We start from the raw sequence: 13,928 nt of genomic DNA, 5'->3' as shown, positions 1-13,928 counted from the left end.
GGTAAGCAGTGCTACAGTTCACCGCTTGGCAACGAAACAGTGTACAACAACCTAATATTCAAAGGGAGTTAGGATTAATGTGGTCCACTGTTGTCAGCAGGCGTTTGCCAATTACTCTGCCACACGTAGTTGCCATGGATATAAAGCAGTTTATCAGCCTGAATAAGCCCTCTATCTGCTTCGGTATACCCGAGTGCTTTGTCACTCGCTATGGGCGTTGCTACCTCGGCACGGCTACTCCCGCGATAACTGAGTGTTGAGTCCACACCGTGGATAATTTCAAATGCGGCGAGATCGTTTTGGCTATACCAGTTATAACTACTTTCATTCACTTGCTCTGTATTCCAGTAAACAATCGGCAAAGTGAACCGAGTTACTGAGGCATTGTCTTTTAGCATGGCCAAAGCGCGATAATCATATTCCAGCGGTGTAAACCCCCCTGCAAATGTATGATCTTTTAATAGCTTGGGTTCAGCAGGATTTGCAACATCAAACAAACTCACTTTGGTGCCGGGCTTCACGTTTCCATCAGGGTCTCCAAGGTGCTGACCTACCCCAAGAAGCAAACCGTCACCAACAGGGTGCAAATAAGAAGAGAAACCGGGGATCTCTAAACTTCCCGCGATTTTAGGCTGTGATGCGTCAGATAAGTCCAGAACGTAGAGAGGATCTATTTGTCTAAAGGTCACGATATAAGCTGTATCGTTAAAATATCTAACCGCATAAATATCTTCATCCACAAGCCCCGTATCCGGATTAACCTTGCCAATAGGGGTTGGATTTTGGCTATTTGGTAGCGTCGCCACAGTGTTGAGTTCATTCCCTTCTGGTTTGAGCATATACAACTTATGGCTATTACCGATATCTGTATCATACTGACTCGTTACTACGCGCAGAACGCCATCTTTTTCATCAAATCGAGTCGCAGCCATCGTCTCGCTGACACGAGCAAGTTGACCTTCCACCTCACCTGTTGCTTGGTACGTCACCCCTTCGTCCGTTAACAATAACTTATGTAATACTATGCCTGATGGATCCCAGATTGATGTGTTGACATCACCATCACTGCCATTAAACGAGTAATTGTAAAGATACACTGCTGTTGCAGACATATAAAAACCAAAGGTGCGCGTGCTGACGCAAGTTGTTTTCACCTCATCAGGATTGCGAATGTCAATCTCAGTCACTGTTGTTAAGCCATTATATCCATCTTGCGCGGTAGCATCTGCTGGCAAATAACAGCCATCTGCGGCAACCAGTGGCGCTACACTTCCTTGCTTTAAATTTCTAAATTGGGGTAATAAATCGTTAATGTTAGTATCCATTAAGCGATTGTAGCTTGCTACTTTGTCAGCGCTATTAAAACCACTGTAGCGTATAGTGTGGTCGGCGATAACATAGAGTTTGTCACCGATTAATCTGCTGCCAACTAATGAACCATCAATTTGAAAGCGTTTTTCGACCTCAGCCTGTGCGGGTAGGGATACGTTACTAAAAGCAAGCTCAATCACGCCTTGATAATTTACTTCAGGTTGAACATCCAGTTCAGACATACCATCAGCAAAGTCATACTCATAGTCCATTAATACGCTGATGAGTTGATTGTTTTTAAGGTAAAGATTTTGGCTTGCAAACTCTGAATCTGATACCGCTAATTCATTAACTTGTGTAGGGACATCCGTAGCCTCAGTATCCAAGATCCTAACGAAGGTTTTGCTGTCTGTATCCGTGTATGCAACGCTGGTCGAGCCGCCGATAAATAAGTAACGACCATCGAATTTAATCCGGTCGCTTTCTGATACCCCTTCAACCAGTTGATTGGTGCCTGAGTAAGGTGCACTATCTGTGATTACAGATGGATTTTCTAAATCATCGCCATTATTCAACCCACCGCTGGCAACGAAAATGCCGTTTTTGATAAACTGACTAAACTGAGCTGATGAAGCTGACTTCAACGGCGCAGAGCTATTATTAAGCGCGTTGAGTTCTGGTAATTTATCTTCATCATTGTCGCTACTACCACCACATGCGCAAAGGCTAGCGGCAAGCGGAAGACTGAGCCAAATTTTGCATCTCATGATATGTTTCCTTGTAAGTTAAGTGCCAACGTAAGCCTAAACTTTCACACTAAAATTTCTGTTATCTTCGCTACTTGTTTTGTTATTTAATGTTACCCTTTCTGGTAATTTGTACAGCGACTGGTAAATTACACTGGTAGTAATAATGCGCTTTGATTGACACCTCTAAAAAGCCAGTGCAAAGCCCAAATTCAGAACTGGAGTTCCAAGTTGAATAAGTTATTAATGGCCTTAACCTTGCTGGTTACCACTCAGGTAAATGCCACGGTGGTGCCATGTGACGCCAATGACAGCGAGTGTACGCCAGTCGATGAATGGCGATTTGGCATTGCGCTTGGCGGCGGCGTGATCTCCAACCCACTCCATGACGGTGAAAATATTCCCTTGATTGTTGTGCCCTATATTAGTTATTACGGTGAACACCTCTTTCTTGATAATGGGACTTTGGGCTATACCTTTCACTACACTGATAAATTTGATCTTAGCTTGATCGGCACGTTTAATACCGAGCAGGCCTATTTCGAAAAATTTCACCCGAGTAATATATTCGTGCAAAAAATGGGGTTTGATGCCAGCAATGAGCTACCTGGCGGTGAATTTGCCGCAGAGCAAACCGCTATCTCCTTAGACGATATCGAATCGAGAAAATGGGCCATAGATGGCGGCGTTTTAGCCCACTGGATAATAAGTGATAGCGTAAAAATCAGCGCATCATGGCTCACCGATATCACCAACACTTATCAAGGTTACAATGCCGATGTTGGGGTTAGCTATCGTTTTAGGTTCAATAATTCACCTAACACTTATGTGTTTATTAAAGCGGGGCTAAAATGGAAAAGTCGACAACTGGTGGACTATTACTACGGCATAGACAAAGCGGATACACCGAATAGTGAGCTATGGTATAAAGGCAGTTCAAGCTTCCAGCCTTATGTTAGCTTTGCCTACTCTTATCCCGTAAGTGAGTCTTGGACCTTCAAATTTAACGCTAAATATCAGCAACTTGATAGCACAATGACAGATAGCCCGATAGTCGAGGATAGCTATACCGCGACGGTTTTTGTCGGGGGAAAATATGAATTTTAGGCTGTACTTAATCACAATTATAATTTTCAGCGCACCAAGTAAAGCTTTAACCAAACCCAACAATGGCATTAAATTAGAAATAAAACCTATTACATGTATGGTGAAACAAGCAGGGCAACGCTGCGAAATGACGGCAAAAATTGCTTGGCAATCGCCCGCTAAAATGGACCTCTGTTTATTTCAGGAAAAACAAAAATTACAATGCTGGGAGCAGGCCAAGGAGGCAAAATCAACACAAATTATCCACCTCTCAAAGTCCATGCTCTTTACCCTAAAAGATGCTAAAAATAACGTTGTTGCAAAACAAAATATTGAAGTACACACAAGCGTCAACCAACAATATAGACGCAAACTCAGAAGCGATTGGAGTGTGTTTTAATGGCCAAGGTATTACTTGTCGAAGATGATGTAAAACTAGCGGAGTTAACCGCAAAGTTCTTAATCCATAATGGCTTTGAAGTCGTTCAATTACACAATGGTATTAACGCCATTAAAGCGATAGAAGCCGAAAAACCTGACATTCTCATTTTAGATATTATGCTTCCAGGCCTTGATGGTTTTTCTATTTGCAAAGCTGCACGCGGTGATTTTAAAGGGCCGGTTTTATTTCTTACCGCCAAAGATAGCGACTTCGACCATGTAAAAGGACTTGAAATCGGTGCTGATGATTACATTATCAAGCCCGTTGAGCCATATGTGCTACTTGCCCGCTTGAATGCGCTATTAAGACGCACACAAAATGATGAAGTTCAGTCTGACTCCATTACCTTAGGGGAATTACAAATAGATAAATCGGACCGTAAGGTCTACTTGGCAGGTGACGAAGTTGAACTAACCAGTTATGAATTTGATTTACTAAAGACATTGGCAGGTCATGCGGGCGAAACGCTGAGTCGAGACTATATCTATAAACATGTTGTTGGCCGCGAATATGACGGATTAGATAGAAGCGTTGATGTACGTATTAGCCGTTTACGTAAAAAACTTGGCGACAATCTAGAGCAACCTGCAAGGCTTATTACCGTGTGGGGCAAGGGCTACCTCTGCTCTAAGTCTGCTTGGGGCTAGTGTATTTGTGCTAAAACTATTGCTCAGCCTCTATTTGGCTGTGTTTACCAGCATTGTCGTTATTAACCAAGTGAGCGAAGCTATTTGGTCTCATTGGGTGCACTCCGCGCCCGATGAGTTACGACACGCAAAAGCAGTTGCTAATACGCTCAAAGCGAGTATTTCCTCACACAACTTACCCCAAGAGTCGGAAACCGTGAAAATACTCAACATGGACGATGTCGCTTGGCTTCCAGAGCAAGCCGGCACTTTAGTTCAAGGTGGTATTTTAACGAGCTTTGACGATGAAGGTAGCGCATGGCTGACTTTCAAAGTACCTGATTCAACATTACTGATGCAGCTAGGGCCATTAGCACCAGCCGCTTCAGCTGCCAATAAACAATGGGTCATCAAATTGCTTTCTTATGCCGTGCTCGCATTTTTACTTATGCTGTGGATACGGCCCTTGTGGCTTGATTTATTGCAACTGAGGTATATCACCGAAAATCTCACTCAAGGTCAACTGCCCAAAGCGACCCGACATTCCCGGTTTTCTGCTATTTCAAATTTAACCGAGCAGATCCGCGATTTGGCATCTCAAGTCGCAAGGCTAATTGAAAATCAAAAACTACTCGTTAATGCGGTTTCTCACGACCTGCGAACCCCACTTGCCAGACTCAAATTTGCTTTAGCCATGTTACCAGAGCAAAGCCGTGAGCAAGCAAACGATATGGCGGATGATGTGGTCGAAATGGAAGCCATGATTGATGAAATGCTAGCCTACGCACGGCTTGAATTTGAAGTAGATAAACTTGAGGTAACACCACTGGATCTTTGCGCGCTTGTCGACGACCAGATAAACAAACTCCGTAAGCTCACCGATAAACAAATAACTCTTAATAAAAAGAGCATGCAGGTTATCGTCTCAGGTAACGCTCACTACCTCTCTCGAGCCATTCAAAATATTGTGCAAAACGCCGATAAATACGGTCGCTCAAACATCGAAATTAGTCTTGAATGTGACAAAAGCAACGCTTATCTTCATATTGAGGATGATGGCGATGGGATCCCTAAATCTCAGTGGGAATCGGTTTTTATTCCCTTCTCTCGCTTAGATGAAAGTCGCAGTAAAGACAACGGTGGTTATGGCCTCGGGTTGGCTATCGTGCGTAAAATCGCCACTTGGCATCGCGGCAGTTGCCATGTTGGGTTTTCCGAACTTGGCGGCGCGAAGTTCACGCTGACTTTGCCCCGCGCTTCATCTTGAAACTCTGATCACACGCACACCTGCTGACCTATGTGCGTGTATTCAAGGCATATAGAAGTTGACGGACGCTACCCTAAGAGATAACAACGGCTAAAGAGCAAGTAACTATCCCGAATTTTGGGTGATTAAGCGCGAGTGCGAGCTGGGATCAGAGCGACTAATAATAGCATTCCTGCTATTAGCCCATACGGCAACCCAATCTCTATTTCATAAATAACAGTTCCAACAATCGGGCCAATTACAATACCCAGTCCTTGCGCCGCCGAAATCGTTCCGGCCGCCGCACCTTGCTCATCAGACTCCACCGAGTTGGCAGCCAAAGCAGAGACAGACGGATATATCCATCCCATACCAAAGCCAGCGACACCATAGCAAACCCAGAGCAAGATAGGCGCTGATGCAAAAATCGCAGACACAAATCCAGCGGCAGCGATGACTCCGCCGAATTGGATTAGCCGCGCAGGCTGCCATTCAAGCTTCTGGAGTGCTACTTGCGCGATAATCAGTGCCACACCAACAGTCGCAAGTGCAATCCCTGCAGCACGTGCAGTGTCAGCAGGGTCAAGCTGAAGCCTATCAAGGATAAAAAAGCCAACTGTGATCTGCGCAACAGCCACACTAAAAGCTGCTATAAAAGCCACGGTAACAGGTCGACGTAGCCTTACATCCGTTAAACGAACGCGATTGTTGCTGGGTTTTGCATGTCGTTCGTACCTTGGCAGTACCCGCCAAAGAACAATCAGGGCAATAAGGGGCAACATTGCGGAAATATACAAAGGCATACTTAAGCTAAAAGGCCCAAGTAGTCCAACAAACCCAGGACCAATCACCATACCAGCCGCACTTGACGCACCAATCCCCGCCATCGCTGCCGCGCGTTGTTTAGGCACAACATGATCCGCGACTAAAGCGGCGCAGGTCGCTGGTACCGCAGCATAAAACATCCCAGCGAATCCACGTCCAACCACTATGCCTGAAAATGCAAGCACGGGCACTAATGCGGTCTGCATCGCAAAGTCGATAAAGACTGCTAAAAATGCATAGCTAATGACAAAACCTGTAAGCCCAAAGAGTATCACCGGGCGCCGACCTTTTCGGTCACTAAGGCTTCCCCAGAACCGTGCCATAATAACCCAAGCAACTCCAGCAACTGTCATCGCCGCGCCAATTTGCCATGCTTTGAGCCCAATCACATGGGCAATAGGACCTGCTAACGCAGTAAACCCCATCACAGCCATAGTGCAAACAAATGTCTCAAACATCAGCGGCTTCAGGCTAAATGCATCACCCGCCTCTGGCATCCCCTCATTGCTGGCTAAATTAGTCATTTTGTTTCCTTTTGATGATGGCAATACAAACTCCTTTTACACAAATTGCATAGCCTGCGTATTCCAAAGATATGTATAGTGCCCCCTCTGCGCTAACAGGCGATGGTGACAACCCGACTCCACTACTTTACCTTGCTCAAGTACAATAATGTGATCAGCACCCTCTATACTAGAAAGCCGATGTGCAATGGTCACCACGGTACGATTTTGCAACAGGTTATTCATGGCGATGATTACCTCTGATTGAGTAATAGGATCAAGTGAGGCTGTGGCTTCATCAAGTAGTACAATAGGTGCATCTTTTAATAGTGCTCGGGCAATTGCAATACGCTGTCTTTGACCGCCAGATAGCAATAAACCACCATCGCCTACTCGGGTGTTTATGCCATTTGGTAACGTATCAACAAACTCTAAGCAGTTAGCCGTTTTGCACGCATCTTTTACTTCTTCATCACTGGCATCTAGCCGACCAATACGAATGTTTTCAACAATACTGGCATCGATTAACTGAATATCTTGAAACACCATACTAACTAACTGATGCACGCCCTTGGAGCCAATATCTTTAAGATCTAGGCCACCGATTTTCACACAACCTGAATTAGGGTCAAAAAAGCGGGCACACAAATTTAATAATGTAGACTTGCCACTACCAGATGCACCGACAATGGCCATTGTCGTGCCTTGTGGCACACAAAAACTCACATCATCTATGACCTTTTTAGCCCCGTGTTGAAACGATACTCGCTCAAACTCTATATCAAAATTGCTTGGTAATTGGGGGCTATCTGGCTCTACCAACACAGGCTCATTTAGAATAACCTCAAGCTTGCGCTCAGACTGCATAGCCAGACGTAAAACCGTTAGATATTCGCCAACTTCTTGAAGGGGTTCAAGTAGTTTGATTAGCAGCAGGGCAAATAGAATAGTGGTAAAATCTACGCCTGAAAAACGCTGCTCGGGTAAGGCTATGGCTAGCATTATCACAAACATACTGAGCACCATATTTAGCACTATGCGATAGGTTAATACGGGGCCGGCTCCCCACATTTCCACTTGTAGGCTATGCTGCTTTGTTTTCTCTAGCTGCTTGGCAAGATGGGACAACCATGTTTGTGCTTGGTCATATAACTTGAGGGTTTTTAACGCTTCAATATAATCGGTAATAGTGCTGGCACTTTGCCGATATGATTGCTGCTTAGCGCTAGCGACTTGCACAAACTTTCGTTTCGACACCTCCATTACCCAAAATGCTAAAGGCAATAGTATCAATGCACTAAGGGCATAAATAGGATTGATAAATAACATCACCACTAGACCAATCACAGGTGTCACCAAAGCAGAAATCAGATCGGGAGCGATATGGGAAAAAATACCTTCAATTTTCTTTATATCCTCAGTGAGCATTTCTAAAAACTCACTGCTATGGGTGCGTCGCACACGACCAAGAGGCAGATGTCGTACATGATTAATCAATTTAATACGATACGCATGAACAACCTGATAACTGCCGACAAAGCTCTGATACTGGCCTATATATGCACATATCAGTTGCATCACAAAGCAACAACCTAGCGCCATCAAATAATCCACAGGTGTTGAAAGCCAAGGCATCATTTTTGGCGTGGTTAAAAACTGCTGTTGTAGCCAGTGGAAACATAACAGCAGCGGTGCAATTGCCACACTACGTTCCAACACTCGAAAAACAACGCCAGTATAAAAGCGCCACTTGCCAGAGCTTGCATGCTCTATCACACGACCAATACTCAATAATGCTTGTCTGTCCATTTAAATCTCATAATGTATAGGTTGGAAATTTGACGAGTCTTTCATCGGACTTTGTTGCTCTCCTTCGCTTTGTTGTAGCAACCAGCTGTGACGATAATAATCACAATTCGACAACAATTCGCCATGAGTTCCCTGTGAGACAATTTTCCCCTCTTTCAAGACAAGGATCTGACCGATATTTTCAAGACCTAAATACTTGTGGGTGATCACCAAGAAAGTGGTGTTTGGATAGTACGTTTGAATAGCCTGATAGAATTTAGATTGTGTCACATTATCCATTGCGGCCGCAGCTTCATCTAAAATCACCAAAGGGGGCTCGGCCACCAAAGCACGTGCAATAGCAATACGTTGTTTTTCTCCCCCAGACAAATTTTGTCCGCGTACTTGTACCTGGGTTTCGAGGCCATCAGGCAATTGACTTATCCAAAGCTTTAGTTGAGCGACCATAATGGCGCGCTCTATCGCATCGGAGCTAATATGGTTACGGCCAAACAAAATATTGTCTCGTAGGGTACCCTCAAATAAATAACACTCTTGCGTCACCACACTCATAAAGTGTGATCGGACACTGTCACTCATTAAACACACATCCTGCCCGAATAGTTGCACTTTACCTGATGAAGGAGACAATAAACCACATGCCAACATCGCAAGCGTGGATTTACCATTACCAGATGCACCGACTATAACATTCAATGAACTGGGTACTAGCTTAAAGTGCACGCCCGCCAAAACCTGATGAGATTGGTAAGCAAAATCCACGTGATGAAACTGCATCAGCGGCAACCTTTTATCAACTTTAACAGGTGTGCTAGCTGAATTAGAAAAGCGCGCCATGTAGATAGGCGTGATCCGTTTAACGCCAGCTAGTAACTCGTTTGCTTCCATAAAAAAACGACTCACTTTGATGATTGGGTTAAGCATGCCAACAGCCAGTAATATACTTAAAATAACCTGCTCAGTAGTGACACTTTGCGCACTATGTAAACTAATCGCTGCGGGTAGCAAGCAAACAAAAGATCCACTCAGCAATGCGGTGTATAACGTCCAGCCAGGTACCGTTTGGCCGGTGAGTTCGAGTACCAACTTTTGGTATTGATCCAACTTTCGATTTAAAACGGCAAATCGTTTACTGTCTAAATTATATAGCTTCATCAACGGCATATTTTTAACGTAGTCACTTAGTGTCGTGGTCAAATCCTCTGACACAAGGCTAAACCGCTCGTACTGACCTGCTGTTTTATGCATAAATAAACCACTAACAAAAAATGCTAGCGGCACAACAACAACCGCACTGAGTGCAAGCCGCCAATCTATAAATGCGATCACCGTAAAGACGACACAAGGTGTAAGGATTGCGTTAAACAACTCAACACTTTGATGGGCTATAAAGTTTTCAATATGCTCAACATCTTGCAATATATTTTGTTTTAAAACGGCGGGGTTTTGAGCACTGAGCCATAGCAACGACATATTTGCCAATTGGGTTGCGAGTGTCATTCTAACTTTAGTGAGCGCCTTAAAAGAGACTTGGTGGCTGAAGTAATAGGCGCCCATAGCACACCCTGATTTCAATAAAATCGCGCCACAAATCCCTGCAGCAATCCATAACAATTGTTCAATCGAAGCCGATAAAGGATTAAGTAAGGCTTGAATAGAAAGAAATAACAAATACACAGGCACGATTTCAAGCAAAGTGACAAGCACCATTAGGCTAAAAGCTATCAACATTTTGCCTTTATAAGGTGCACAGATAGCAAAAATAATTGACCAGGGACTGCAATGTCCCTCGGTTTCATGCGATTCAACACGCATATACCTACTCCTTTAAATGCGGTTAAAAATCTGTCGTATAAACTAACCCTAAGCGGTATTAAAATCGTGCAACAACGCAAATATGCTCTTGCCGATCCCATAGCTTTTAGAGATATCAGGTTTATATCAACCAAACGTGCAACTTGAACAGCAGAGTCAATCATTAAAGACTAGAACAAATACCTAGTTTGTATCTCTGGTTTATGCTGCCACTTTTACCACACCGTGATTTATCTAAGCACAATAAAAAATAGCGCTAAGCCTATTGCAGCAACCCTGACAACGCTCCCCTTATCCGTTCAATATCCCCCAGATCGGAAATAAGTATAAGTTCTCTGATATCCACGCAAATTTTCCCGAAAAAATTACCGATAGGGGCATACAACAACTTTTTGGGGTGGGAACAAATTGTCCAAAAACATATTTTTTGGGCAAGAAAAAAAACTTCATGACAAATAACACTCGCAGTTGCCTCGACTCAAAAAATAAACCGCGACCGTGCTTCATAACCGGAGAACAATAGTGAAAACAACAACTGATACGCCAGTCCGACTGAAAGCTGAGCAAGACCTCTATATTGAAAAAAATATTTGGCAGCAACAAAGTCTTGGTTCCCTTGTCGCCGATTGGCGGTCTCAATTTTCAGATAACGTCGCCCTGATTGAAGGTGAAACTGAGCTCACTTACGCTCAATTTGAGCAACGCGTGATAGCGCGCCGTGCTGGATTTTGCAATATCGGCTTAAAAGCCGGCGACCACGTGATGATGCAATTGCCTAATTCTCTCGATTTTGTAATTAGTTGCTTCGCAATGTTCCAATTAGGTGTCATCCCAATTTTGGCCATGCCCGCGCAGCGTGAGTCCGATATTGTAGCGTTGTGTGAACTCAGTAACCCTGTAGCATACGTAGTGCCAAGCAGTTATTTGGGTCACGATTATATTGCCATGGCCCAACGTATTGTGTCCAAATGTTCAAGTATTGAGCATGTCTTGGTCACGAGTGATACACCAAGCGATACCCCGTATACATCCCTTTCTCAGTTAGACAGCACCGAGCCCATGCAGGTTTCTAATATTGATCCAACATCCACGGCACTCATGTTGCTTTCTGGTGGTACTACAGGTACCCCTAAACTTATTCCACGCAGTCACAATGACTATTACTTCAATGCCAAAGCTTCTGCCAAGCTATGTCAATTTGATGAGCAAACCACTTATTTAGCGGTTTTACCAATCGCCCATAATTTCCCTTTGGCATGTCCCGGGATCATTGGCACGCTTTGTCAGGGTGGAACAGTGGTGCTGTGTCCAACACCTGGGCCAGACGAAGCGTTTCCACTTATAGAACAACACAAAGTTACTCACACCGCTTTGGTACCCGCTTTAACGAAACTATGGCTTGAGGCTAAACAATGGGATGACACCGATATAAGTAGCCTGCAACTGCTGCAAGTGGGTGGTGCTAAATTCACTGCCGAGCAAGCGACACAAGTGCCTGATGTACTTGGTTGTCAACTGCAACAAGTGTTTGGTATGGCCGAGGGATTACTGTGCTTCACCCGCCTGGATGATCCGTTAAATGAAGTGATGCATACCCAAGGCCGCCCACTTTGCGACCTCGATCAAATACGCATTGTTGACGAACAAGGCAACCCCGTCGCTCGAGGTAGCGTTGGTGAGCTGCAAACCAAAGGTCCTTATACCATCGCGGGTTACTACAAAGCACAAGCACATAACCAAACAACCTTTACCGCCGATGGCTTTTACCGTACGGGTGATTTAGTACGTATGAACCAAGCTGGTAACCTAATTGTTGAAGGGCGGATCAAAGAACAGATTAACCGAGCAGGAGAAAAAATCGCTGTCGCAGAAATAGAACAACGCCTGCTCTCCCACCCCTATATTGATGAAGCCATACTAGTGCCCGTACCAGACGCATATCTTGGCGAACGTAGCTGTGCTTGCATTATTTCTAGTCAACCTGTTTCCCTCAGTGAGGTTTATCAACTACTGCAAGAACAGCAGGTAGCACGCTTTAAATATCCAGATCAAATCATTTCGCTCAGCTTTTGGCCACTCACTGCTATAGGAAAGATCAATAAAAAAGCACTAATAAAACGTGCTGAAGATGAGTATGTAGAGACCACCATGAATCAGTTAAAACCAATACCCTATGTTGAAAAAACCATCTCTGTCCAGTCAACTTTAGCGCAGTTAGCCCCGAGTATTTCTGAGCTCAGTAATCATCCATTTAAAGCCGTATACGAGTGTAAATCTGCTTGGTCTGTTGGCCTTGGCAAAGTAGCTGAACTGCACTCTAACGGCAACGAAATAACCTTACAACAAGGTGAAAAGACAAAACACTTTAATGGCAAGCCTTTTCCCGAGCTGATGGCGCAGGCCCTGCAAAGTATTCAATTCGAAAACTGGCGCTTATATGGCGTAGCTAAGTTTGAACTAGCCAGCGTATTTCACGGTATTCAAACATGTACTGAGCATGAAAAGTCTTTGCAATTATTTGTGCCAAAACTAGAGGTACGCCTTGAAGCAAATAAAGCGACATTGCGCGCGTTGACTGAGGCTGACCTCAAAGCGCTTGAAACATTAGTGTTAAAAGCAGATACATCATGCGTACAAACGGAAAGTACGGCTGCCTTTAAGCCTCTAAAAACACCACAGATCAACACGCAATATAAAGATGAATATAAAACATCGGTTGCTAAAGCCATTGAAGAAATTTGCAACAGGCAATATCAAAAAGTGATCTTGTCTCGCCGTATTCATGTACCGGACAGCATTTGCTTGAATAAGAGCTTCCGCTACGGCCGTTTACATAATTCCCCTGCACGCTCATTCCTCTACCAGCTAAACGACTTTTCAATTGCAGGTTTCAGCCCAGAAACCCTACTTGAAGCCAGCAACAAGGGATATATCAGCACACAGCCTCTAGCTGGTACTCGCTCACTTGGTAACTCGCCACAAGAAGAGCAGCAGCTGCGAGAAGAACTTCTTAACGACACCAAAGAAATAGCCGAGCACGCTGTATCAGTAAAATTAGCCCAAGAAGAATTGGAGCAAATATGTGAACCCAGTTCAATTTCGGTAAGTGAATTTATGGCTGTGCGCCGTCGCGGCAGTGTACAACACCTAGCCTCTCGCGTCTGCGGCCAACTAAGTAATGGTAAAAACCCATGGCATGCATTTCAAGCGCTCTTCCCTGCGGTTACGGCGTCAGGGATCCCAAAACGTGAGGCCATAGAAGCCATATTGCGCCTTGAACCAAATAGCAGAGATTGGTACAGCGGCTGTGTAATGATTGTAGATAATGACGGGTTTATGGACTCAGCTTTAGTGCTGCGTTCAATTTATCGCGCCAATAACAGTACATGGCTACAAGCTGGCGCTGGTGTCATTGATCAATCTAAGCCTGAGCGTGAATTGACAGAAACCATCGAAAAACTCAGTTGCATCGCCAACTACCTAATTGATGAAAAAACGTTAGAAGAGGCGCAGGGCTAA

At 44.4% G+C, this 13,928-nt stretch carries 9 protein-coding genes; 5 read left to right on the top strand and 4 right to left on the bottom strand.

Annotated features, from left to right (window positions below):
- Positions 1 to 74 precede the first annotated feature (74 nt).
- Entirely contained in the window at positions 75 to 2,078 is a 2,004-nt protein-coding gene (locus L3V43_RS18880) for a beta-propeller domain-containing protein (protein WP_237117158.1), read from the bottom strand.
- Positions 2,079 to 2,288: 210 nt separating this feature from the next.
- Here L3V43_RS18880 and L3V43_RS18875 point away from each other — a divergent pair, with 210 nt between their 5' ends.
- The 4 genes from L3V43_RS18875 to L3V43_RS18860 are packed head-to-tail and all read left to right on the top strand — an operon-like array spanning position 2,289 to position 5,478.
- Positions 2,289 to 3,164 (top strand): MipA/OmpV family protein, encoded by an 876-nt coding sequence (locus L3V43_RS18875; RefSeq protein ID WP_237117159.1) that lies wholly within the window; start codon positions 2,289 to 2,291, stop codon positions 3,162 to 3,164.
- The gene (locus tag L3V43_RS18870; RefSeq protein ID WP_227388036.1) at positions 3,139 to 3,543 is read left to right on the top strand and encodes a DUF3019 domain-containing protein; all 405 of its coding nucleotides are present in this window, start codon (positions 3,139 to 3,141) and stop codon (positions 3,541 to 3,543) included. The genes L3V43_RS18875 and L3V43_RS18870 overlap by 26 nt, the downstream gene beginning before the upstream one ends.
- Complete coding sequence (locus L3V43_RS18865; protein WP_010603913.1) at positions 3,543 to 4,232, top strand: response regulator; 690 nt, start codon at positions 3,543 to 3,545, stop codon at positions 4,230 to 4,232. The genes L3V43_RS18870 and L3V43_RS18865 overlap by 1 nt, the downstream gene beginning before the upstream one ends.
- Positions 4,233 to 4,239: 7 nt before the next feature.
- Positions 4,240 to 5,478, top strand: coding sequence for an ATP-binding protein (locus tag L3V43_RS18860; protein ID WP_235368450.1), 1,239 nt, complete (start codon positions 4,240 to 4,242; stop codon positions 5,476 to 5,478).
- A 125-nt stretch (positions 5,479 to 5,603) separates the two neighbouring features.
- On the opposite strand, the gene L3V43_RS18855 is transcribed toward L3V43_RS18860, so the two are convergent.
- The 3 genes from L3V43_RS18855 to L3V43_RS18845 are packed head-to-tail and all read right to left on the bottom strand — an operon-like array spanning position 5,604 to position 10,409.
- Complete coding sequence (locus L3V43_RS18855; protein ID WP_235368449.1) at positions 5,604 to 6,806, bottom strand: MFS transporter; 1,203 nt, start codon at positions 6,804 to 6,806, stop codon at positions 5,604 to 5,606.
- Between the two features lie 36 nt (positions 6,807 to 6,842).
- A complete protein-coding gene (locus L3V43_RS18850; RefSeq protein WP_237117160.1) occupies positions 6,843 to 8,594 on the bottom strand; it encodes an ABC transporter ATP-binding protein in 1,752 nt (583 codons plus the stop codon).
- Positions 8,595 to 10,409 carry an ABC transporter ATP-binding protein gene (locus L3V43_RS18845; RefSeq protein ID WP_237117161.1) on the bottom strand — a complete coding sequence of 605 codons (1,815 nt, stop codon included), beginning with the start codon at positions 10,407 to 10,409 and terminating at the stop codon, positions 8,595 to 8,597.
- 522 nt (positions 10,410 to 10,931) lie between these two features.
- Between L3V43_RS18845 and L3V43_RS18840 the strand changes: the two genes are divergently transcribed.
- The gene (locus L3V43_RS18840; protein ID WP_237117162.1) at positions 10,932 to 13,928 is read left to right on the top strand and encodes a salicylate synthase; all 2,997 of its coding nucleotides are present in this window, start codon (positions 10,932 to 10,934) and stop codon (positions 13,926 to 13,928) included.

This window comes from Pseudoalteromonas sp. L23 (assembly GCF_021728455.1).
In the GTDB taxonomy this organism is placed as follows: domain Bacteria; phylum Pseudomonadota; class Gammaproteobacteria; order Enterobacterales; family Alteromonadaceae; genus Pseudoalteromonas.
The sequence above is the reverse complement of the archived record's forward strand: the minus strand, read 5'-3'. Positions and strand labels throughout refer to the sequence as shown.